Source organism: Allofranklinella schreckenbergeri (genome assembly GCF_003703475.1).
Classification (GTDB): Bacteria; Pseudomonadota; Gammaproteobacteria; order Burkholderiales; family Burkholderiaceae_C; genus Lampropedia; species Lampropedia schreckenbergeri.
Map to the genome: position 1 here is coordinate 323,913 of NZ_RDQM01000001.1, position 23,548 is coordinate 347,460.

A 23,548-nucleotide genomic window follows, 5' to 3' on the forward strand; every position below is an offset into this window, starting at 1 on the left:
ACGCTGTATTTGGGCGCCGTATTCGTGCGCTGATTTGGGCGCTGCCTTGGCCAAGGCGGCGACTGCCTCCCTCCCCCCACTTCCCCATTTTGTGCAGCCGCCAGCCGCGCTGGCCCTGCCCTCTTGTGTTTTCTTATGAGCAGAAAAACCCGCAAAGGCTACTTCGTGCGCGGCCAATTCATTGCCGAAGGCAGCGAAGAAGACCTGCAATTCAAAGCCGAACTCAAAGGCCGTGACACCAGCAAAAGCGACAAAAAACGCGAAAGCCAGGCCTTGCAGGCCCTGGGCGAGGAGCTGCTGAGCCTGCGCAGCGACTTGTTCGACGCCCTGGAGCTGGATGAGGAGCTGGTCGATGCCCTGGCCCAAGTGCGCCGCATCAGCGACTTTGAAGGCCGCCGCCGCCAACTGCAATACGTGGGCAAACTCATGCGCCGCCTGGACGAGGCGGAGATCGCCGCCATCCGCGACGCGCTGGACGTGCAGCGCCAGGGCAGCGCCGAACAAACCCAGGCCCTGCACTGGGCCGAGCAGTGGCGCGAGCGCCTGATTGCCGACGACGCCGCGCTGGCGCAATGGCTGCAAGAGCACCCCGACGACGAAATCCAGCCCCTGCGCGCCCTCATCCGCCAGGCCCGCAAAGATGCCGACGCTGTTGACCCCGCCAGCGTCAGCATGGGGCTGGCCCCGCGCAAAGGCAAAGCCTATCGCGAGCTATTCCAGTGGATTCAACGCGCCCAGCAGCGCCAGACTACGCCAGAAGCATCAGAATAGCTTCCAATCACAAATCAAAAAGAAATAAAATCACTTGGTTTTGGCAACATGAGCATTCAATTCAATTTACATTGATTTGTAAAATAACCCTCTTGCCTAACCGCCTTCGCCCGCCCCGTTGCGCCCCCATCTCTCGCCCTTCTGCCCCGCTTCTTCTCCCACCCTGACCCATGCCCCCCGATTTGCACGCCCTGGCCCGCTGGCCCGCCATGCTGGCCGCCGCCGTGCTGCTGGCCCTGCTGGGCGCTTGCAGCAAGCCCGAGCCCACGCCCCCTGTGGTGCGCGCCGTCAAACTGCTCACCGCAGGCGCTTCCCCCCACGTGGCGCATACGGAATACGCAGGCGTCGTCACCGCCCGCAGCGAGGCCACGCTGGGCTTTCGCGTGGCGGGCAAGCTGCTCGAGCGCCCCGTGGCGATGGGCCAGGCCGTGCGCAAAGGCCAATTGCTGGCGCAGTTGGATGCCAGCGATTACCGCCTCTCCGCCGCTGCGGCCGCAGCCCAGTTGCGCGCCGCCGTCACCGAGCGCGATGTGCTCGCCGCCGACCTCAAACGCTTTGAGGCGCTGCGCGCGCAAAACTTCATCAGCGCCGCCGAGCTGGAGCGGCGCAGCGCCGCGCTCAAAGCCGCGCAATCGCGCGTCGCCCAGGCTCAGGCGCAACTGACCGCCCAGGGCAATCAGACCGAATACACCCGCCTGGTGGCGCACGCCGATGCCATCGTCACCGCCACCCTGGCCGAGCCGGGCCAGGTCGTGGGCGCTGGCACGCCCGTCGTGCGCCTGGCCCTGGACGGCCCGCGCGAGGTCAGCTTCGCCGTGCCCGAGCAGCGCCTGGCCCAAGTGCAGCCTGGCCAGCAGGTGCAGGTGCGCGCCTGGGGCGGCCAGGCCCAACCACTGTTGCCCGCGCGGGTGCGCGAAATTGCCGCCAGCGCCGACCCGGCCACCCGCACCTTCGCCGTGAAGGTGGAAATCCTGGGCGAGCGCCAGCCGCCGCTGGGCGCCACCATCACCGTCATCTGGCCGCAAGCGGCCAGCGACAGCGCGCCCCTCATCCACCTGCCGGGCACGGCGCTATGGCGCAACCAGGCCGGGCGCAATGCCGTCTGGGTGTTCGAGCCGCAAGGCGATGGCAGCAGCGGCACTTTGGCGGAAAGAGAAGTCGAGCTGGCAGGGCCGGATGCCAACGGCTGGATCGTGCGCAGCGGCCTGCGCGCGGGCGAGCGCGTAGTCGCCACAGGCGCGCATGTGCTGCAAGCGGGCGAACGCGTGCGCGTTTACGCCAGCGGCCCCCAGACCCATGCAGGCGCTATGGGCACTACGGGTGCTGCGGTCGAGGCCGATCAGGCAATCGCCGCCCAGCCCACCCCGGCCAGGGAGCAGCCATGAGCAGCCCCAGCCCCCCGGTTTCGCGCCACAACATCTCGCGCTGGGCGCTCGAGCATGCGGCGCTGACGCGCTATCTGCTGGTGGTGCTGATGCTGCTGGGCAGCCTGGCGTACTTCCAGCTCGGGCAGGATGAAGATCCGCCATTTACTTTCCGCGTCATGGTGATCCAGGCGCACTGGCCCGGCGCCACCGCGCACGAGGTGGCCGAGCAAGTCACCAGCCGCATCGAGCGCACCTTGCAAGAGGTGCCCTATGCCGACACCATCAGCAGCTACTCCAAGCCTGGCCACGCGCAAATCCTGCTGCAACTGGCCGACCACAGCCCGCCGGGCGAGGTGCCGCACCTTTGGTACACCGTGCGCAAAAAAGTCGGCGACATGCGCGCCCAATTGCCCCAGGGCGTGCACGGCCCCTACTTTCTCGACGACTTCGGCGATGTGTATGGCGTGATCTACGCCCTCAGCGGCGAGGGCTTCAGCGACGCCGAACTCAAAACCCAGGCCGAGGCCGTGCGCCAGCGCTTGCTGCGCGTGCCCGATGTCGCCAAGGTGGAGCTGTTTGGCCAACAGCAGGAGCGCCTGTATATCGAAGCGCCTCAGCGCCGCCTGGCGCAATTGGGGTTGAACATGAACGCCGTGCTGGCGCAGCTCGGCCAGCAAAACACCGTGGCCGACGGCGGCTATGTGCAGGCCGATGGCGAACAGGTGCGCGTGCGCGTGCAAGGCCCTTTTACTGCCATCGAGGAGCTGCGCGCCATGCCTATCCGCGCCGCCAATGGCCAGCAACTGCGCTTGGGCGATATCGCCGAAATCTGGCGCGGCTATGAAGACCCCGCCGCCATCACCGTGCGCTTTGGCGGCCAGCGGGCCATCGCCCTGGGCATCTCCATGGTCAAAGGCGGCGACATCGTGGCCCTGGGCCAGGCTCTTCGCGCCGAAGCCGAGCGCATCGGCCACAGCCTGCCCGCGGGCATGCAATTGCAAAACGTGCAAGATCAGCCCAAGGCCGTAACCAGCGCTGTCAACGAATTCGTCGCCGTGCTGATCGAGGCCGTCACCATCGTGCTGGCGGTGAGCTTTCTCAGCCTGGGCCTGCAACAGCGCCCCGGCCCCGCAGGCCAAAGCTGGCTGCCCTGGCGGCGCTGGAGCCTGGACATGCGCCCCGGCCTGGTGGTGGCCATCACCATCCCGCTGGTGCTGGCGATGACGTTTCTGGCCATGCTGTACTGGGGCATTGGCCTGCACAAAATCTCCCTGGGCTCGCTCATCATCGCCCTGGGCCTGTTGGTGGACGACGCCATCATCGCCGTGGAAATGATGGTGCGCAAAATGGAGGAGGGCTACAGCAAATACCGCTCGGCCCTGTTCGCCTACGACATCACGGCCAAGCCCATGCTCACCGGCACGCTGATTACCGCCGCAGGCTTTTTGCCCATTGGCATTGCGCGCTCCACCACGGGGGAATACACCTTTGCCATTTTTGGCGTCACCGTCGTGGCGCTGCTGCTCTCGTGGTTGGTGTCGGTCTATTTCGTGCCCTACCTGGGCGTGCTCCTGCTGAAAGCCCCAGCGAACGCGCCGCGCCGCGCCGATGGCGACGACGATGGCGCAGGCGCCAGCCATGACGAGCACAGCAGCCAGGCCGACCATGACAGCGATGCCGCTGTTTACAACACCCCCTTCTATCAGCGCTTTCGCCGCCTGCTCGACTGGTGCATCGCGCACCGCTGGATCACCATCGCCATTACCCTGGCGCTCTTTGGCGCAGGCCTGGCGGGCATGGGGCGCGTACAGCAGCAGTTCTTTCCCGATTCCAGCCGCCCGGAAATCATGATCGACCTGTGGCTGCCTGAGGGCGCCGCGATTGCGGCCACGCAAGACGTGGCTTTGCGCGCAGAAAAAGCCCTGGGCGAGCAGCCCGGCGTGCAAAGCGTGGCGACCTGGATCGGCTCCGGCGTGCCGCGCTTTTATCTGCCGCTCGATCAAATCTTCCCCCAATCCAACGTGGCGCAATTCATCGTCATGCCCCGCAGCCTGGCCGAGCGCGACGCGCTGCTGCGCAGCCTGCCGCAGTACATGGCCAGCCACTTCCCCGAAGTGCGCGCGCGCATCAAGCTGCTGCCCATGGGGCCGCCCGTGCCTTATCCCGTGCAGTTCCGCGTGCTCGGCCCCGAGCCAGAGCAACTGCGCCGCTACGCCAATGAGGTACAGGCCGCCCTGCGCGCCAACCCCCATATGCGCGGCGTGAACGACAACTGGAACCAGCCCATCAAAGCCTGGCGTCTGCACATCGACCAAGACAAGGCCCTGGCCCTGGGCGTGAGCAGCCAGGCCATCGCCCGCAGCGCCCACACGATTTTGGAAGGCGAAACCATCGGCCAATACCGTGAGGGCGACCAGCTCATCCCCATCGTGCTGCGCCCGCCGCTGCAAGAGCGCCAAAGCCTGCCCGATCTGGCCAACGCCTACATCCACACCAACCAGGGCAAGGCCATCCCCCTCGCCCAGATCGCCGAGCCGCAACTGGCCTGGGAGCACGGCGTACTCTGGCGCCACAACCGTGAATACGCCATCACCGTGCAAGGCGATGTGGTCGAGGGCCTGCAAGGCGCCACCGTCACGCAGGCGTTATTGCCCACGCTGCGCGAGCTGGAGGCGCGCTGGCACGCCAGCGGCCACGGCGACTACCGCATCGAAGTCGCTGGCGCCATCGCCGAAAGCGCCAAAGGCTCGGCTTCCATCGCCGCAGGCGTGCCGCTGATGCTGTTCATCGTTTTCACGCTGCTGGTGGTGCAGCTCAAGAGCTTTTCGCGCGCGCTGCTGGTCTTTCTCACCGGGCCGATGGGCATCACCGGCGTGGCGGCTGCCTTGCTGCTGTTTGGGCAGCCCTTTGGCTTCGTGGCCTTGCTGGGCGTCATCGCCCTGATGGGCATGATCCAGCGCAACGCCGTCATCCTTATCGACCAAATCGAGCTGGAACGCGCCGCAGGCACTCCCGCGTGGGACGCCATCCTCAACGCTGCCACCCACCGCTTGCGCCCCATCGCGCTCACCGCCGCCGCCGCCGTGCTCGCCATGATCCCGCTCTCGCGCAGCGTGTTCTGGGGACCGATGGCCGTTGCCATCATGGGCGGTCTCATCGTCGCCACCGTGCTCACCCTGCTGGCCCTGCCCGCCATGTACGCCGCTTGGTTCCGCGTGCGCCGCCCAGGCACGGCTTGAATCTGCGCGGCGCGCACAAACGCCCCAAGCGGAGAAACAAAAAGGGCAGCCGATGAAGGCTGCCCTTGTCTTTTTGGTGCCGCTTGCCGGATTTGAACTGGCGACCTTTTCATTACGAATGAACTGCTCTACCAACTGAGCTAAAGCGGCGAAATGTGCAAACTTTCCATGCTTGCCAGCATCGCATCGCTGTTGATGCGGCCCGCTTCGCAGGAAAGATGCGCATTCTAGCAGCTATTTCCTTGCTGACCTTCCTCCAACGCAGCCAAGATTCCGATTCTTGTTGATATTGATAATAACTATCGATTCAATTATTGATAAAATATTAATTTCGAACCTTATGCGAAGTTTTTTCGCTTTTCGTAACAACCATGGAATGCCACTTGCCCTTGCCGGGCAGAGAGCAGTGCGTGCGGTGCTAGGACAAGCAGGCTCTGCGTGGCGAAAGGAAACGGAACTCATGCGATTCACAAAAACTCCACTAGCTCTTCTAGCCGCTCAGGTGTGCTGCCACGCCGTTTGGGCCCAGGCGCCCGCCGCGCCTGCTACTGCCACCGCCGCTGCGCCCGCATTGCCTGCCGTAACCGTGTTGGGTCACATAGATGGCGACCGTATCGGCCAAGAAACGCTAGAAAAAGAGCCGCCAAAGAACATCCGTGACTTGTTCAAGCAAACCGTAGGCGTTGACTTCTCGGCCACCGGCCCGGGGCGTCAATTGGGTGATATTGAAGTGCGAGGCATGGGCGGCCTAGGCTCATCACTGGGCGTTGGCAGCAACCGCGTCACACTGGAAGTTGACGGCATGGATATCAGCCAGAGCTTCCAATTCGGGCACAACATGCGCCAGGGGCGTCAATATTTCGATCCGGCTGATCTCAAAGCCGTCGAAATCCACAAAGGCCCTGGTGCCAACGGCCTGGCCGGTAACGTGCAGATGCGCACCAAAGACCCCGTGGATTACCTGCGCACGGGGCAGAACGTTGGCGGCGAAGTGCGCGCTGGCTACAGCGGCGACACCCGCGAAGGCTCCGTCGGGGCGAGCATTGCCGCGCGCATCAACAACGCCAACAGCGCCTCACTCAGCTACACACGCCGCAGCTTCCACGAACTGGATAACAAAGATGGCATCGCCATGGATGGCCCACAGCGCAGCAAGCTCAACCCCATGGATGGCACAAGCCATTCCCTGAACGGCAAATGGGTCATTCAGCCCAACGCCCAACACAAGCTGACCGTAGCCGCACAGCATTTCAATACCAAATACGACACCGACCAACGCAGCAGCCTGGGCGTCTCGCGCGGAACAACGACTTACGCCTACCGCAACATCCAGAAAAACGAGCGCAACGCCCTCTCGCTCATCCATGAGGGGCAAGCAGAGGCTGCGGCCTTCGACCGCTTCCAGTGGCAGATCTCCGCCCAGCGCACTGCCAGTGAGGGACGCAATGCCTACTCGCGCCGCAATGCGGCAGGCGTTGAAAGCCATTTGCAAGACAACAACGACTTCACCGTCAAGGCTTATGCCCTCAAAGCCGATTTCGATAAAACCCTGGGCGGGCACGCAACCCAGGGCGGGCTGCAACACGATCTGCGATACGGCCTGAAGTTACAGCACGGCGAACTGGAGATGACAACGGTGGGCATCGGCAGCGATGGCGTGGCCAAGGCGCGCAGCTTCTTCCCCAAAAACAAGCAGTGGCAAGCGCAACTGCATGTGGCCGATCGCATGCAATGGGGCTTGAGCGGCTTCAGCCTCACCCCCTCTTTGAGCTTGACACACATTCGCATTGATCCCTCGATGCCTGCTGGCGTTGCCCCCCAGCCGGGCACCCAGGCCTATCGCAAGACAGCCCCGGGCGCGGGTTTGTTGCTGGAGTGGCAGCCCAACGAGCAACACCTGCTTTCAGCCAGCTACCAGCGCGCCACGCGCATGCCCGGCTTTGGCGAAACCAACGGCCAGAACTACGGGCACTGGCTAGGCCGCCCCAACCCCGACCTCAAGCCCGAAGCCGCCGATGCCGTGGAGCTGGGCTGGAGCAGCTTCAGCCCGCTGGGCCAGCAAAAAACGGCTGTGTTCTACAACCGTTACAACGACATGATCGACGTGACGTGCGAGAGCAACCGCAATACGGGCAACTACTGCGACATCTTCAACCGCCCAGGCCGCGTCAAGCTTTACGGCCTGGAATGGGAAGGTCGCCTCCAGCTCGATGCGCTGGGCGCGCCGCGCGGCCTGGCGCTGGAGGGCGGCATGATTTACACCAAAGGCAGCAGCGCCAATGGCTACGCAGAAGGCCGAGCCAACCCATTCAACGGCCACGTAGGCCTGCGCTACAACCACCCTGCCGATATCTGGGGCGTTATCGCACGGCTGAATTTCTCCCAAGGCAAGAAAACCAAGGATCTGCCCAAGGGCTACCACGGCACGGCAGGCTACGGCGTTTTGGACCTCGTTGCCCACTACAAGCCCACCGAGCAGCTCACGCTCAGCGCAGGCATTTACAACGTGGGCGACAAACGCTATGTGCGCTGGAGCAACTACCGCAGCGCCGCCACGCGCCCCGACGGCGCTTACACCGAGGCTGGTCGCTATTTCGGCTTGAACGTGCGCTACCAGTTCTGAGAACGCGCTTAAAGAGTCCACTCTAATTAGGAATACGAATTTGTATCACCCATAATAAGAAGTGGATTGCCCAGGGATGAGGGCCTGTCATCAAAATTGCCGTGCATAGCCCCCAAAAGACGGGGGTAGGCACGTTGCGAGGTTTTTGGGTGACAGACCCCTGGCCCTGGGCTGTTGTGTCCATGCCAGGACGATAACTTAGGAGTACCTTACAGATGAATACACGCTTACCGCGCCGTTTCGCCCTTTGCCTGCTGCCCTTGGCGGTTGCGGCCTGCACCGCCACTGCGCCAGAGCAAAAAAGCAGCGCGCAGCAACCAGCCAACGCCTTGAGCACCCAGCAACCCGCCCAGGCCAAAGCCCCGCGGGCCTCTGTCGGGCATGGCAACGATATTGGCACCTACATCCAAGTCATGGACTTGAACAAAGACGGCGCCGTCACCCCTGACGAAGTGCAAGCGCAACGCATGCAGCAATTCCAGACGCTGGATGCCAACGGCGACGGCAAAGTCAGCATGAAGGAATACACGGACGAATTCCGCCAACGCATGCAAGGCATGATCGAAGCCGACCGCCAGGAGATCGACCGCATGACCGATGTGCGCTTTGAATCCATGGCCGGCAAGGAAAGCCACATCAGCCGCGCCCGCTACGACCAGGCCAGCGAGCGCGCCTACAGCGCCTTCACGCAGGGCAAGATGCCCGAAAAACTCACGCCACAAGCGCCCAAAGAAGCCAAGGAGCACAAACAAGCCAAACAGCACGGCCAACAAGCCCAGCGCAGCGGCGGCATGCTCACCATGCCCACCAACCACACCAAGGCCGGCATGATGGCTTTGTACGACCAGAACCGCGACGGCCAAATCACGCGCGAGGAGTTCAATCAAGTGCGCGAGGAGCAATTCAAGCGCACCGACAGCAACCGTGACGGGCGCTTGAGCCGCGAGGAATACGCCACCGAATTCGACCAGCGCGTGGATGCCCGCCAGCACGAAGTCGTCAGCGGGCAAATGCGCCAGGCGCGCGTGCGCTTTGGCATTCTGGATGCGGACAAGAGCGATTTCATCGAGCCGCAAGAACTCATCCACAGCGGCCAGCAAATGTTCCAGCGCGTTGACCGCAACAACGACGGGCGCGTCGATCAAGTCGATGCCTCGCTGCCTGCACCCAAGCGCGGCGCAGAGGCGAGCCAAGACGGCAAGAAGAAAGCCAACTAAACCGCTGGAAAGCGCTTCAGCGCCGCAGCTTCAGCGGTGGCGCTACCCTTGGGAGCCTCAGGCTCTGAGGCCAAGCATCAAAAAACCTCCCCGCATCCACTGCCTGGGAGGTTTTTTTGATGCCGCGCGGCGCTCCATCACGCTGGCTCAACAGCCTTGCCTCTTCCATAAAATTACAAATCAAAGAAAAATCTATTTTATTACCATGTTGCCAAAACATGGTAATTTTATTTCCCATTGATATAAAAAAGGCGCCAAACCGGCGCCTTTTTTTGAGTCTTTCGGCCAGCAGCGCGATCAGCGGCCGGGAGCGATGGCCGGGTTGCGCATGGCACCAAAGAAGTTGGATTCCTTGGGATCAAGCACCAGCACATCGCCCGGCAACCCCAGGCTGTTGCGATACGCCTCCAGGCTGCGGTAGAACTGGGCAAATTCCGCATCCTGGCCGTAGGCTTTGGCAAACGTGCTGGCCGCCGAGCTGTCGCCCTTGGCGCGAATCTCCTGGGCTTTGCGATAAGCCTCCGCGCGGGTCTGGATGCTTTGGCGGTCGGCATTGGCGCGGATGCGCTCGCCTTCGGCCTGGCCCTCGGAGCGCAAACGGTTGGCCTCACGCGTGCGTTCAGCGCGCATGCGGGTGAAGACGGATTCGGTGATGTCCTTGGAGTAATCCACGCGCGTGATGCGCACGTCCGCAATCTCGATGCCCCAGGAGCCAACCACGGCGCTGGTTTCGCCGCCTTCGCCCGTGGTTTGGCGCACGCCGCCAACGCTTTGCGAGACTTGCTTGAGCACCGCATCCATCAGCTCCTGGCGCTGCTCGGAGAGCAACTGGCGCACGGTGCGGCGGTTGACTTCCTCCTGGAAGGCACTGCGCACCACGCGGCTGAGCTGGGCCGCGCCCGCTTCTTCCGAGCGGCCCACGTTGTCGATATACGTCTCGGGATCGACGATGCGCCAGCGCACATACCAGTCGATCACCACCCATTGCTTTTCGGCCGTGAGCGAAGGCTCGGTCGAATTGCTCTTGAGCATCAGCAAACGCTTGTCGAGGTATTCCACGGTTTGCAGCGGCGCGGGCATGAGCTTGAAGTGCAGCCCCGGCTCTTTGACGACGCGATCGATCTTGCCGAAGCGATAGACCACGCCATAGTTGCGTTCGTTGACGGTGAAAAGCAGCGAGCTGGCCATGACCAGCGCGATGAGCAGCAGCCCGCCCCAAAATCCCATGCGATTCATTTGCGATTGTTCCTTGTGTGCGAGAGCGCCTGCGGCGTTAGCGGATGTCGCGACCGGGCCTGCGCTGGCTGGCCTGCGCGGCGGGGGCGGTTTGGGCGCTGGCGTCTTGCGCGGCAGCGGGCGCCGCTTGCAGCGCCGGGGCGCCTGTCGCGGTCGCGGGCGACTCCAGCCATTTATCCAACGGCAGGTACATCAGGTTGCTGCTGCTGCCGGAATCAACCAGCACTTTGCGGCTTTTGCCATAGACGTCTTCCATCGTCTCCAGGTACATGCGCTCGCGCGTGACTTGCGGCGCTTTGCGGTATTCGGCCAACACGGCGTTAAAGCGCGCGGCATCGCCCTCGGCGCGGGCGGTGATTTGCTCGCGGTAGCCTTCGGCCTCCTCCACCATGCGGGCGGCCTCGCCCACGGCAAGGGGCACGACTTTGTTGGCATAGGCTTCGGCGTCGTTTTTCAGGCGCTCGCGCTCCTGGTCGGCGCGCAGCACGTCGTCAAAAGCCGCGCGCACCATATCGGGCGGGCGCACGCCGCTGGGCTGCATGTTGATGGCCACGACTTCCACGCCAAGCTGGTAGCGCTCCAGAATTTCCTGCGTGAGCTTGCGCAGCGCCGGGGCGATGTCCTCACGGCGGTCGGCCAGGGCCTGGTCCATCGACATCTTGCCCACCACTTCGCGCACGGCCGATTCGGCCGCCTCGGCAATGGCGCCGAGCTGGTTTTGCGTGTTGAAAAGCCACTGCTCGGCGTTGTTGATGCGGTATTGCACCGTGAACAGCACTTCGATGATGTTCTCATCCTGCGTGAGCATGGCGTATTCGTTCAGCCCCGTCTCGGGCAAGGTGCGGCCGCTGCCGATGTCCATGGTCTTGATGCGCATGTCCACCATTTCATGGCGGCCAATGGGCGTGGGCCAGCGCCAATTCAGGCCAGCGCCCACGGTGTTCTGGTATTTGCCAAACAGCGTGACAACGCCGCGATGGCCTTCTTGCACGATGAAAAAGCCCGTGCCCAGCCACAGCGCGGCCAGCAAGATGCCGCCAGTGGCAATGAGCGAGCCGGAGATGGCCGGGCGGCGTGGGCCTGTCGGCTGGCCTCGTCCGCCGCTGTTGCCATTGCCGCCATTGCCCAGCAGCTTGCCCAGCTTCTGGCTCAAATCGCCCATCAGCTCGCTCAAATCCGGAGGCTCCTGCCCCTTGCCGCCCGTGGGACGCTGGGGCGTGGGCGTGGGCGGTGGCAAAGGCGGGCCGCCTTGCGGGCGCGGCGGCGTGGGCGCATCACCATCGCCAGGGCGGGCCTGACCAGGTTGTTCATCCTGGCTGCCGCTGCCGGCGGGGCGCTCAGGCTCGCGGCCCCAGCCCGGATCGTTCAAATTGAAAAGCGCATGCAGTCGCTTGGGTAAGCGCGCCAGCAGGCCTTGGCTGCGTGATGTTGCCGTCATTCACTTCCGTTTCATTGGTTTTTTGTCGATCACAAGGCCTTGCCGCCGGGATCGCGCGAAAGGTGCCGATTGTGCCCAAATCATGGCCCAGTCGGGTATTTCAAGGGGGATATTCCATTTCTAAAAGTCTGTTTAGCGCGCATCTTCAGCACGGGGTGCTGCGTTGGTTGGCACTTGATCCAAAGTGGGGGCATCCGCCGGGGGCGAAGCTGCGGGCGCAGAGGTAACGCCTGGCGCATCAGTCGATCCAGCCGGGGCGGATGCCTCCCCTTCAGCAGCAGCAGGGGCTGGCGCAAGCGCCTGGGCGGGCATCTCGGCGGGCGCATTCGGCATGACGGGGGCCGCACTGGCGTCGGCCTGCTCGCCCTGCCCTGGCACTGCGTCTGCTCCGGCCTCTGGCTCTGTTGCCTGACTGGCAGGTGCGGGCGCTTCGGTGCGCGGGGCGGTTTCGGGCAAAGCCTGATTGAGGGCGCGCAGCACATCGGTCTGGGTGATGATGCCCATCAGGCGCTGGTGCTCGCCCACCACGGGCAGGTGGTACACGCCGCCCTGGCACAGCAGGCCCAGCAGCTCCATCACGGGCTGATCGCCATGGGCTACGGCGACTGAGGGCACCATGATGTCGCGCACGCGCTGCGGCGCGGGCGGTTCGATGGTTGGCGGGGCGCTGCTGCCGCCCAGCGCCTTCCACGATTGGCGCATCCACTGCCGCCAGCGGCTGCCTGCGGCATGTGCTGCGATATTGGCCGAGGCGTTTGCCGCCCCCGCCGCGCCGCCTGCGCTGGCTTCGGCTGGGAACTGCAACTGCATCCATTGCGCCAGCCCCACCATGCCCAGCAAATGGCCTTGGGCGTCGATCACGGGCAGCTCGCGGTGCTGGTGCTGGCGCATGTAGTCCTGAAACGCCTCCAGCGCCATATCGGCCTGCACGCAGTGCACCTGGGTGGTCATGATGTCGGCGCAACGCATTTCGCCGAAGGCGCGCTCATATGCCGCACCGCTGGCTTGTTGCAGCATTTGCGTCAAGTCGTTGCGGCTGATGGCCAGTAGCTCGTTGTGGCGCGCCAGCACTTGATCGACATCGGTTTGCGTCAGCAGGCGCTTGCCTTCGTCCTGCTCGACCTGGCTGACGCTGACCTGGCGATGCGGGTAGCGTCGCCCCGTGGCGTGGTTGTAGAGCATGGCGATGACGATCAGCAGCAGCGCGTTGAAGCCGATGGGAAACACCAGCACGCCAGGCGAGTGGATGTGCTGGAGCACCGCGTACAGCGCCAGCGAGGTGGCGGGCGGGTGCACGGCGCGCAGGTAAATCATGGCGACGATGGCCAGCGGCACGGCCAGGCTGGCGGCCAGCACCGTGGGGCCGATCAGCCACGAGCACACCATGCCCACGGCCGTGCACACCAGGCTGCCCGTGAGCACGGCCCAGGGCTGGGCCATCGGGCTGAAGGGCAGCGCAAACACCAGCAGCGCCGACGAGGCCAGCACGGCCCCGTGCCAAAACACCTCCAGCCGGCTTTGCGCCAGCCACTGCGCCGCCAGCGCCACCACCGCGATCGAGAGGGCGCAACCGCCCATGATGCGCACGCACTCTTGCAGGGCGATGCCTGTGGGCGCAGGGCGCAGGTCAAGCAAAAACTGCCGCAGGCGATCAAGCGAGGAGGAGAGAAAAGACATGGCCATCTTTTATATTTCAAACCAAAAGAAAATCAAATCCATACCCATCATGCCGAAACATGCAATTTTATTTTCCTTTTGATTTGCAATAAAACAGCGTAAAGCAACAAAAACGGGCGAAATTGTGCACCTTCTTCGCGCCTTTCATGCCCTCTGAGCCGCACCTGCCCGCTCTGGCGCGCGTGGCTTTGGCGCGGCTTGGAACAGGTCATGAGGGCTTGCGATATAGGGGTACACCCCTAATACCAAAGTCGTCTGGAGTCCAAACGGCGATACGGCTACATTGCGCGCAGCCGTGCATGGCGCGGCTGCGGTTGCACAGGGCCAGCCCCGGCGGCACGGGCAACCGCTTCTCGTCAATCCATAAAACGGAGACAAGGCCATGAGTACCTCGCCCTCATCGGAGCACATCGTCCAGCGTGTGCAGCAAAACCCCACCTACCAGCGCCTGCGCAGCAAGCGCACCAGCTTTGCCTGGGTGCTGACCATCCTGATGCTGGTGGTCTATTACGGCTACATCGGGCTGATCGCCTTCAACAAGGCCGCGCTGGCCAAGCCCATTGGCGATGGCGTGACCACCTGGGGCATCCCCATTGGCTTGGGGGTGATCGTGTTCACCATCGTCATCACGGGCATTTACGTCTATCGCGCCAATACCGAGTTTGATGCCATGACGGCCGAAATCCTGGAGGACTGCACCAAATGACTGCCACCAAACACACCACTTTCGGCCTGCAGGCCCTGCTGGGCGCGGGCCTGGCACTGCTGGCTGGCAGCGCATTTGCCGCAGGCGGCGATCTGGGCGAGCTGCAAAAGCAATCCACCAACTGGACGGCGATCATCATGTTCGGCGTGTTCGTTGCGGGCACGCTGTGGATCACCAAGTGGGCGGCGGCGCGCACCAAATCGGCGGCCGATTTCTACACCGCAGGCGGCGGTATCACGGGCTTTCAGAATGGCCTGGCGATTGCGGGCGATTACATGTCGGCCGCGTCCTTTCTGGGCATTTCGGCGGCAGTGATGGCCAATGGCTATGACGGGCTGATTTATTCCATCGGCTTTTTGGTGGGCTGGCCGGTCATTACCTTTTTGATGGCCGAGAAGCTGCGCAACCTGGGCAAGTTCACCTTTGCCGATGTGGCGGGCTACCGCTTCCAGCAAGGGCCGATCCGCGCCTTTGCCGCCAGCGGCACGCTGGTGGTGGTGGCGTTCTACCTGATTGCGCAAATGGTGGGCGCGGGCCAGCTCATCAAGCTGCTGTTCGGGCTGGATTACATCTATGCCGTCATCATCGTGGGCATTTTGATGATGGTGTACGTGCTGTTTGGCGGCATGACGGCCACGACCTGGGTGCAGATCATCAAGGCCTGCCTGCTGCTGGCGGGCGCGAGCTTCATGGCCTTCATGGTGATGCAGGCTTATGGCTTCAGCTTTGAAAACCTGTTCAAGGCCTCGGTCGAGGTCAAGGGCTCGAACTCCATCATGGGGCCGGGCAATTTCATCAAGGATCCGATCTCGGCCATCAGCTTCGGCATGGCGCTGATGTTCGGCACCGCTGGCCTGCCGCACGTGCTGATGCGCTTTTTCACCGTGCCCAACGCCAAGGAGGCGCGCAAGAGCGTGTTCTGGGCCACAACCTGGATTGGCTACTTCTACATCCTGACCTTCATCATCGGCTTTGGCGCCATCGTGCTGGTGAGCACCAACCCGCAATTCCTGGACGCCAAAGGCGGCCTGATCGGCGGCAGCAACATGGCCGCCGTGCATCTGGCCAGCGCGGTGGGCGGCAACGTGTTCCTGGGCTTTATCTCGGCCGTAGCCTTTGCCACCATCCTGGCCGTGGTGGCGGGGCTGACGCTCTCGGGCGCTTCGGCGGTGTCGCACGATTTGTATGCCACCGTGTTCAAGCATGGCAAGGCCGACAGCGCGGCAGAACTCAAAGTCTCACGCATCACCACCCTGGTGCTGGGCGTGGTGGCGGTGCTGCTGGGCATTGTGTTCGAGAAGCAAAACATCGCCTTCATGGTTTCGCTGGCCTTTGCGGTGGCGGCCTCGGCCAACTTCCCGGTGCTGTTTCTCTCCATCCTGTGGAAGGACATGACCACACGCGGCGCGGTGATCGGCGGCTTCTTGGGGCTGATCTCCTCGGTGGTGCTGACGGTGCTCTCCCCCTCGGTGTGGGAGGCCGTGCTGGGCAACGCCAAAGGCTCGGCGCCCTTCCCCTACGCCTCGCCTGCGCTGTTCTCCATGACCATCGCCTTCATCGGCATCTGGCTGTTCTCCATCCTGGACAAGAGCGCCAACGCCGAGCGCGAGCGCGCTGCCTTCGCTGCACAATTGGTGCGTTCGGAAACCGGCCTGGGCGCCGCCAAGGCATCCTCGCACTGATGGCCACTTTGCGCCCGGCGTGTCCTTGTTGGCCGCCGGGCCGCTGCGTTTTTTTTGTTTCAATCCCCATGGATGCTCCATCCATTCAACGATGAGAGAGGTATCACTATGAGTCAACAAGACCTGTACCCCGTCAACCCGGCCCTGGCCGGCCCAAACACCATCACGGCCGAGAAATACCAGCAGATGTATGACGAATCCGTCAACGACCCTGCGGCTTTTTGGGGCAAGATGGCCAAGCGCCTGACCTGGTTCAAGGAGCCCACCGTCATCAAGGACACCAGCTTCGACCCCAACCACTTCCACACCCGCTGGTTTGCCGATGGCGAGCTCAACGTCAGCGTCAACTGCCTCGATCGCCACCTGGCCGAGCGCGGCGACAAGGTCGCCATCATCTGGGAGCCTGACAGCCCCGACACCCCAGCGCAGAAAATCACCTACCGCCAGCTCTACGAGCGCGTGTGCAAGCTGGGCAACGCGCTGCGCAAGCTGGGCGTGCAAAAGGGCGACCGCGTCACCATCTACCTGCCCATGGTGCCCGATGCCGCCGTGGCCCTGCTGGCCTGCGCGCGCATTGGCGCCATCCATAACGTAGTGTTCGGCGGCTTCTCGCCCGGCTCCGTGGCCGACCGCGTGCGCGACAGCAGCGCCAAAGTCATCATTACCGCCGATGAGGGCCTGCGCGCCGGGCGCAAGGTGCCGCTCAAGGCCAACGTGGATGCCGCCTTGCAGCAAGAAGGCACGGATACGGTGGAGAAAGTCATCGTGCTCCAGCACACCGGCGGCGACGTGACCATGCAGGACGGGCGCGACCTCTGGCTGCACGAGATCACCGCCAGCGAGAGCGCCGAGTGCGAACCCGAGCGCATGAACGCCGAAGACCCGCTGTTCATCCTCTACACCTCCGGCTCCACCGGCAAGCCCAAGGGCGTGGTGCACTCCACCGGCGGCTACCTGGTGCATGCCAGCCTCAGCCACGAGGCCGTCTTCGACCTGCGCGAGGACGACATCTACTGGTGCACCGCCGATGTGGGCTGGGTCACCGGCCACAGCTACATCGTCTATGGCCCGCTGGCCAACGGCGCCACCTCGCTGATTTTCGAGGGCGTGCCCAGCTACCCGGACGGCTCGCGCTTCTGGCAAGTGGTGGACAAGCACCAGGTCACCATCTTCTACACCGCGCCCACGGCCATCCGCGCCCTGATGCGCGACGGCGACGAGCTGGTGAAGAAAACCTCGCGCCAAAGCCTGCGCCTGCTGGGCTCCGTGGGCGAGCCGATCAACCCCGAAGCCTGGCGCTGGTACCACGACGTGGTCGGCAACGGCAAGCTGCCCATCGTCGATACCTGGTGGCAGACCGAGACCGGCGGCTTCATGATCGCGCCGCTGCCCGGCGCCACCGCCCTCAAGCCCGGCTCGGCCACCAAGCCCTTCTTTGGCGTGCAGCCCGCGCTGGTCGATGCCGAAGGCCAGTTCATCGAAGGCGAGGGCGAGGGCAACCTGGTCATCCTCGACTCCTGGCCCGGCCAGGCGCGCACCGTATTCGGCGACCACCAGCGCTTCATCGACACCTACTTCAAGGCCTACCCCGGCATGTACTTCACCGGCGACGGCTGCCGCCGCGACGCCGATGGCTACTACTGGATCACCGGCCGGGTGGACGACGTCATCAACGTCAGCGGCCACCGCATCGGCACCGCCGAGCTGGAAAGCGCCCTGGTGCTGCACGACAAGGTGGCCGAAGCCGCTGCCGTGGGCTATCCGCATGACCTCAAGGGCCAGGGCATTTACGTGTACGTCACCTTGGTGGCGGGCGTGGAGGGCACGGACGAGTTGAAAAAAGAACTCGTCGCCCACGTGCGCAAGGTCATCGGCCCCATCGCCACGCCCGACCACCTGCAATGGGCGCCGGCCCTGCCCAAGACGCGCTCGGGCAAGATCATGCGCCGCATCCTGCGCAAGATCGCCGAAAACGCGCCCGAGCAACTGGGCGACACCAGCACGCTGGCCGATCCTTCGGTGGTCGATTCCCTGGTCAGCCAGCGTTTGAACACCTGAGGCCCAGCGCCCATGCCTGAGCCATCAGGCTGAATCCCCTCACGCAACCTGCCCTGTGCCCTGGCACAGGGCAGGTTTTTTGATGCCCTGAGCTTGACCCTCGGCATCAAAACAAAAACAGGCCAAATACCAACAAATGCACACCAAAGAAAATTCAAGTCATTACCTATCATGCCAAAATGGCATTATTTTATTTCCTTTGGTTTGTAAACTTGTAACCACTCCAGGTACCTCCCGTTCACTTCGCGCGCTACAAGGGCCACAGCGCCGATGGAATAATGCGCGCTTTTTGCCCGGCGCGCGGTGGCTGCGTCGGGGGCGAATTGCACCCTCACCACCCCTCACAATGGCTTTATTGCTCCCTTCCCTGCCCGACTCCCACCCCACCGGGGCGCGCCGCCTGGCGCGGCTCTTCCCGATGCAGCGCCCCGCTGCGCTCATGCTGCTGGCGCTGCTGGCTTTGGCGCTGTGGCCCAGCCAAGCCCAGGCCGCCAGCCTCAATGGCGCGGAGCTGGCGCTGTGGTGGGGCGTGCCGTTTGCGGGGATTTTGCTCTCCATCGCCTTGATGCCGCTGCTGGCCGCCCCAGTCTGGCACCACCACTACGGCAAGATCACGGCGGCCTGGGCGCTGGCTTTTCTGGCGCCGTTTGCGCTGACGTTTGGCTGGCATGCGGCAGCCGCTGGCGTGGTGCATGCCTTGCTGGCCGAATACATCCCCTTCGTGCTGTTGCTGGTGGCGCTGTTCACGGTTTCGGGCGGGATTTTTCTGCGCGGCAACTTGCGCGGCACGCCTGCGCTGAATACGGCCATGCTGGCGCTGGGCACGCTGCTGGCGAGCGTGATGGGCACGACGGGCGCCTCCATGCTGCTGATTCGCCCGCTGCTGCGCGCCAACGACGATCGCGCCCACCGCGCCCATGTGGTGGTGTTTTTCATCTTTTTGGTTTCCAACATCGGCGGCGCGCTGACGCCGCTGGGCGATCCGCCGCTGTTTCTGGGCTTTCTCAAGGGCGTGTCGTTTTTCTGGACGCTGGAGAATTTGTGGTCGCAAACGCTGCTGCTCAGCGCCGCCCTGCTGGCGGTGTTTTACGCGCTCGATAGCTGGTTCTACCGCAACGAGGGCCGCAGCCGCTTCGACCCCACGCCCACCGATGCCGAAAGCCTGCGCATTGAAGGCGGCTTCAACTTCCTGCTGCTGGGCGGCGTGGTGGCGCTGGTGCTGATGAGCGGGCTGTACAAACCAGGCATTGCCTGGAATGTGATGGGCACCGAAGTGCCGCTGCAAAGCGTGCTGCGCGATGCGGGCTTTGTCGCCATCAGCCTGCTGTCACTGTGGCTGACGCCGCGCGCCATCCACGAGGCCAACCAGTTCAATTGGGAGCCGATTCTGGAAGTCGCCAAGCTGTTTGCGGGCATTTTCATCACCATCATCCCCGTCATCGCCATGTTGCAGGCGGGCGTGCTGGGGCCGTTTTCGGTGGTGGTCAACGCGGTGACGGATAGCAGCGGCCAGCCCATTGCCAGCATGTATTTCTGGGCCACGGGCGTGCTCAGCGGCTTTTTGGATAACGCGCCCACGTATCTGGTGTTTTTCAACACCGCCGGCGGCGATGCCCCCACGCTGATGGGGCCGCAAGCCGCAACCTTGGCCGCCATATCCGCTGGCGCGGTGTTCATGGGCGCACTCAGCTACATCGGCAATGCGCCCAATTTGATGGTCAAGGCCATTGCCGAAAACCGGGGCGTGCGCATGCCCAGCTTTTTTGGCTACATGGCCTGGTCGTTCGGAGTGCTGACGCCGCTGCTGTTGCTGGTCACGTTCATTTGGCACCGTTGAGCGCCGCGAAATACCCAAAAAATACCAATCAAAGGAAATGAAATCACCAAATTTCGGCAACTCATACAATAATTTGATTTTCCTTTGATTTGAAATCTACAGGAGATGCCTGCCATGCCCACCCGCCCTGACCTTTCCTGGCTCAACCAGCGCCCCCATCACGCCCAGCGCCCCATTCGGGTCTTGATGGTGTGCATGGGCAACATTTGCCGCAGCCCCACGGCGCACGGCGTGCTGCAAGCCCTGATTGAGCGCGCGGGCCTGCGCGGGCAGATCGAGGTGGATTCGGCCGGAACGCACGATTACCACGTGGGCGAGCCGCCCGATGGCCGCGCCCAGCGCCACGCCGCCCTGCGCGGCTACGACCTCAGCGCCCAGCGCGCACGGCATTTGCAGGCGCAGGATTTCGAACAGTTCGATTTGGTGCTGGTCATGGATGCGGCCAATGAACAAGCCGCCGCCGCACTGTGCCCGCCAGAGCTGCGCCAGCGGCTGCACCGCCTGACCGATTTCGCCACCCGGCACAGCGCGGGCGAAGTGCCCGATCCGTATTACGGCGGTGCCACGGGGTTTGAATACGTGCTGGATTTGGTCGAGGATGCCTGCGAAGGCTTGCTCACGCGCCTGCACCCCTATCTGCCCTCTGCGCGCGGCTGAGCGACCGACTTGGCGGCCATGCCCAAAGGCCGCAAAAAAGCCTGGCGCTTGCAAATGCAAACGCCAGGCTGAGCGCATGTCGGGCGAGCCGGATCAGCGCGCCATCAGTGGTCGTGATCGTGCTTGGACTCAAAGCTCAGCGAGGCCATCATGTTGACCGTATCGGCCTCGCTCTTATTGCTGTGGGCGACGCTGTGCTCCACCGCCAGCACATTGAAGCCTTCGCGCGCCACCTTCAGCTCGGCGCGGCCTTCGGCATCGGTGGTGACTTCGTCGGCATCGTGGTCGAAGAAATCGACGCTGACCTTGGCGCCCGCCAGCGGCTTGCCTTCATACAACACCTGTACGCTCAGCTTGTCGCCCTCCTCCAGCTTGGCGGGGTTGACGGCGGGCACGATCTCCAGCGCGTAACCCAAGGCTTTGACCGGCTCGCGGGCGTTCTGGTAGCTGACCGAGTACATCACCCCCAGCATGGCTTTTTCCACCTTGGCCGGATCGGCGGCGGCGCTGCGCGGCTGGTTGTGCCATTTGCCGTCCGCACCCTTGTGCCAGAAGCCGCTGCGCAGCGTATAGCCCAGCACGCCAGGCTTGTCGGCCTCCAGCGTGGCGTAGCGCTGCTCGTGCGGCACGACCTTGGCCTCCACGGCATTGCCGTTCTTGTGGGCGCGGGCGTCGATCACCTTGGCCGGGTCATAGGCATCGGTATCCGCCCCGTCGTGGCCGTACATCACGGTGCTTTGTCCGTGGATATGGGCCAGCCACGTGCCATGCGCATGCGCAGCGCTGGCCAACAGGCCCGCTCCAGCCAGTGCCAATGCCAAAGGAAGGCGGCGCAACGAGAAATGAATCATGCAAAACTCCTTTTCTTCAATGAACAATGAGAGATGAGAATGACTTTCATCCATAATAATGCCTGAAAAATTCCATCGCTCCGCGCTCCTGCGGTTTTTTTGATTGCATTGAGGACGCCCACACCATGCTCACCTCTTTCCGCTCAGGGCCGCTGCGCCCATTCGCCTGGGGCCTTTCGCTGGCCTTGCTGCTGGGATCTGCATCGGCGCTGGCCCATGCGCCGCGCCTGAAGTGCCAGCCCGATGGCAGCACGCACGTGCAGTGCGAGGGCGGCTTTTCGGATGGCAGCGATGCCAAGGGCGTGGAAATCTCCGTGCTCTCCTACGAGGACAAGCCGCTGTGGAAGGGCGCGCTGGACGCCCAATCGCGCGTGCGCTTTGAGCGCCCCAAGCAGGACTTCTATGTGCGTTTTGAAGGCGGCGAAGGCCATACGCTGGAAGTCGATCAGGATGACATCCGCTGAGGCTTGCGCGGTGCTGCCCGGCGGCTGCGTGCAGCAGGTGCCACCTGCCAATGCGCGCCAGGAGGCGCGCTGGGTGCTGGCCACCGCCGCCTTGGTGGTGGCGTGCAGCGCCCTGGTGGTGCTGTGGCACCACCGGCACGGCCCCGGCCACACGGCCTTGCAGGCCCACCGGGTGGATCTGGCGCTGGATCTCTCCGCCGCCGAACAGGGCGCTTACACCGATTTGCAGGCCGTGCTGGATGAATGGCTGGCCGCAGGCGCTGCGCTGCCCCCGCCCGAGCCTGGGCATTGGGCCAGTGAGGGCTGGGCGCCCTTTGCCAATGATTTGACCGCCCAGCAGCGCGGCCCGCGCCAGTGGGCGCTGCTGCACAGCCAGGGCCGCTATGCCTATCTGGGCGTGCCTGTCGCTGCCCACAACGCCAGTGCGGCCAGCCACGCGGCGGCGCGCGCCTGGCTTTGGCGCCTGCCCTCAGCCGGGGCCGAAGCTGACGCCAACGTGGTCGATGTGTGGCTGCATGCCCTGCCTGCCCATCCAACGCCTGCTGCGCTCACCCCCGCAGGGCTGGACGATGCCAGCCTGATCGAGCAAGGCTGGCAACAGGTGGCCGCGCACCTGCACGCCCATTTGCATGGGCAGCCGCAATCGGCGCAGTCCAGCGCACGCGACCATTGAGTCGCCGTCCCAGAGGCAATCCAGCGTCGATCTTCCCTTTCACACCTCTTGCTCTGACACAGGCATGAACGCTTTGCCCCCCCACCTCCTTCCTCGTGCGCCACGGGCTGGTGCGCCTGCCATCACCCGCCGCCGCGCCGCCGCCAGCCTGGCCGCGCTGGCCGCCAGCGCCTGTCTGCCTGGCCGCGCTGCCCGTGCGGATCAGCCCATGCGCGTGGGCATCACGCTGCACCCGTATTTCAGCTTCGTCAGCCACATCGTGGGCGATCGCGCCCAGGTGCTGCCGCTGATCGACGCGGGCTTCAACCCGCACGCCTATGAGCCGCGCGCCGAGGACATCAAGCGCATTGGCCAGATGGACGTGGTGGTGCTCAACGCCATCGGCCACGACGACTTCGCCAAGCGCATGATCGCCGCCAGCGACAAGCCCCAACTGCCCACCATCAACGCCAATGCCGACGTGCCGCTGCTGTCCACTATGGCGCTGGGCACGCCGCAGGGCCGGGCGGTGAACCCGCACACCTTCATCTCCATCAGCGCGTCGATGATCCAGGTCAGCACCATCGCGCGCGAGCTGGGCAAGCTCGCCCCCGCGCACGCGGCCTTCTTCTCGGACAACGCCCGCGCCTACAACCGCCGCCTGCGCAAGCTGCGCGCCGATGCGCTGGCCCAGGTCACGCAGGCGCCCGATGCCAGCTTTCGCGTGGCCACCGTGCACGGCGCCTACGACTATTTGCTGCGCGAATTTGGCTTGGAGGTCAGCGCCGTGGTGGAGCCCGCGCACGGCATGGAGCCCAGCGCCGCCCAGCTCAAAAGCATGGTCGAGCGCATGCGCGCGCAGAACATCCGCGTGCTGTTTGCCGAGCAGGACAACCCCGGCGGCTTCGTGCAGACCTTGGTGCGCGAGACCGGCGTGCGCGTCTACCCGCTCACGCACATCTCGCACGGCCCCTACACAGCGGGCAAGTTCGAGCAGGACATGGCGCACAACCTGAACACCGTGGTGCGCGCCATCCAGGAATCGCGGGGGCCGCGCGCATGAACGCTCCCTT

17 protein-coding genes and 1 tRNA gene are annotated in these 23,548 nt (G+C 63.9%); 13 read left to right on the top strand and 5 right to left on the bottom strand.

All coding sequences use genetic code 11. The annotated features are described in order from the left end of the window. Window positions 1–135 precede the first annotated feature (135 nt). From yjgA to EBQ26_RS01390, 3 genes are all read left to right on the top strand, one after another. Window positions 136–771, top strand: a complete 636-nt coding sequence (gene yjgA, locus EBQ26_RS01380; protein ID WP_122237223.1) for a ribosome biogenesis factor YjgA — start codon at window positions 136–138, stop codon at window positions 769–771. 170 nt (window positions 772–941) lie between these two features. Further along, entirely contained in the window at window positions 942–2,156 is a 1,215-nt protein-coding gene (locus EBQ26_RS01385) for an efflux RND transporter periplasmic adaptor subunit (RefSeq protein ID WP_238944058.1), read from the top strand. Next, a complete protein-coding gene (locus EBQ26_RS01390; RefSeq protein ID WP_122237224.1) occupies window positions 2,153–5,377 on the top strand; it encodes an efflux RND transporter permease subunit in 3,225 nt (1,074 codons plus the stop codon). Before EBQ26_RS01385 ends, EBQ26_RS01390 begins: the two co-directional genes overlap by 4 nt. 74 nt (window positions 5,378–5,451) lie before the next feature. On the opposite strand, the gene EBQ26_RS01395 is transcribed toward EBQ26_RS01390, so the two are convergent. After that, window positions 5,452–5,527 (bottom strand) — tRNA-Thr (locus tag EBQ26_RS01395). Between the two features lie 310 nt (window positions 5,528–5,837). On the opposite strand from EBQ26_RS01395, the gene EBQ26_RS01400 reads away from it, so the two are divergent. Next, window positions 5,838–8,000 carry a TonB-dependent receptor domain-containing protein gene (locus tag EBQ26_RS01400; RefSeq protein WP_238944059.1) on the top strand — a complete coding sequence of 721 codons (2,163 nt, stop codon included), beginning with the start codon at window positions 5,838–5,840 and terminating at the stop codon, window positions 7,998–8,000. Between the two features lie 215 nt (window positions 8,001–8,215). Further along, a complete protein-coding gene (locus tag EBQ26_RS01405; RefSeq protein WP_122237226.1) occupies window positions 8,216–9,217 on the top strand; it encodes a CREC-EF hand family protein in 1,002 nt (333 codons plus the stop codon). Between the two features lie 297 nt (window positions 9,218–9,514). On the opposite strand, the gene hflC is transcribed toward EBQ26_RS01405, so the two are convergent. From hflC to EBQ26_RS01420, 3 genes are all read right to left on the bottom strand, one after another. Beyond that, on the bottom strand, window positions 9,515–10,453 hold the full coding sequence (gene hflC, locus EBQ26_RS01410; protein ID WP_122237227.1) for a protease modulator HflC: 939 nt from the start codon (window positions 10,451–10,453) through the stop codon (window positions 9,515–9,517). A 37-nt stretch (window positions 10,454–10,490) separates the two neighbouring features. Then, window positions 10,491–11,891: an FtsH protease activity modulator HflK gene (gene hflK, locus EBQ26_RS01415; protein WP_122237228.1), complete on the bottom strand. Its 1,401-nt coding sequence runs from the start codon at window positions 11,889–11,891 to the stop codon at window positions 10,491–10,493. 132 nt (window positions 11,892–12,023) lie between these two features. Continuing rightward, entirely contained in the window at window positions 12,024–13,568 is a 1,545-nt protein-coding gene (locus tag EBQ26_RS01420) for an HPP family protein (protein ID WP_238944060.1), read from the bottom strand. A gap of 382 nt (window positions 13,569–13,950) precedes the next feature. On the opposite strand from EBQ26_RS01420, the gene EBQ26_RS01425 reads away from it, so the two are divergent. The 5 genes from EBQ26_RS01425 (at window position 13,951) to EBQ26_RS01445 (ending at window position 20,508) form a co-directional block, all read left to right on the top strand. Continuing rightward, entirely contained in the window at window positions 13,951–14,274 is a 324-nt protein-coding gene (locus tag EBQ26_RS01425; protein WP_122237230.1) for a DUF485 domain-containing protein, read from the top strand. Further along, complete coding sequence (locus tag EBQ26_RS01430; RefSeq protein ID WP_122237231.1) at window positions 14,271–15,956, top strand: cation acetate symporter; 1,686 nt, start codon at window positions 14,271–14,273, stop codon at window positions 15,954–15,956. Before EBQ26_RS01425 ends, EBQ26_RS01430 begins: the two co-directional genes overlap by 4 nt. A 108-nt stretch (window positions 15,957–16,064) precedes the next feature. Further along, window positions 16,065–18,014, top strand: coding sequence for an acetate--CoA ligase (gene acs / locus EBQ26_RS01435; RefSeq protein WP_122237232.1), 1,950 nt, complete (start codon window positions 16,065–16,067; stop codon window positions 18,012–18,014). 418 nt (window positions 18,015–18,432) lie between these two features. Further along, window positions 18,433–19,851 (top strand): sodium:proton antiporter, encoded by a 1,419-nt coding sequence (locus tag EBQ26_RS01440; RefSeq protein ID WP_122237290.1) that lies wholly within the window; start codon window positions 18,433–18,435, stop codon window positions 19,849–19,851. 114 nt (window positions 19,852–19,965) lie between these two features. After that, entirely contained in the window at window positions 19,966–20,508 is a 543-nt protein-coding gene (locus EBQ26_RS01445; RefSeq protein WP_452038975.1) for a low molecular weight protein-tyrosine-phosphatase, read from the top strand. Between the two features lie 104 nt (window positions 20,509–20,612). On the opposite strand, the gene EBQ26_RS01450 is transcribed toward EBQ26_RS01445, so the two are convergent. Next, window positions 20,613–21,359, bottom strand: a complete 747-nt coding sequence (locus EBQ26_RS01450; protein ID WP_238944061.1) for a DUF4198 domain-containing protein — start codon at window positions 21,357–21,359, stop codon at window positions 20,613–20,615. Window positions 21,360–21,484: 125 nt separating this feature from the next. Here EBQ26_RS01450 and EBQ26_RS01455 point away from each other — a divergent pair, with 125 nt between their 5' ends. The 3 genes from EBQ26_RS01455 to EBQ26_RS01465 all read left to right on the top strand — a co-directional run bounded on the left by EBQ26_RS01455 (window position 21,485) and on the right by EBQ26_RS01465 (window position 23,538). Then, complete coding sequence (locus EBQ26_RS01455; protein WP_122237234.1) at window positions 21,485–21,823, top strand: hypothetical protein; 339 nt, start codon at window positions 21,485–21,487, stop codon at window positions 21,821–21,823. Then, window positions 21,810–22,496 carry a DUF6162 family protein gene (locus tag EBQ26_RS01460; RefSeq protein WP_147473973.1) on the top strand — a complete coding sequence of 229 codons (687 nt, stop codon included), beginning with the start codon at window positions 21,810–21,812 and terminating at the stop codon, window positions 22,494–22,496. The genes EBQ26_RS01455 and EBQ26_RS01460 overlap by 14 nt, the downstream gene beginning before the upstream one ends. Before the next feature lie 64 nt (window positions 22,497–22,560). Beyond that, window positions 22,561–23,538, top strand: coding sequence for a metal ABC transporter solute-binding protein, Zn/Mn family (locus EBQ26_RS01465; protein WP_095555900.1), 978 nt, complete (start codon window positions 22,561–22,563; stop codon window positions 23,536–23,538). The last annotated feature ends 10 nt before the right edge of the window (window positions 23,539–23,548 follow it).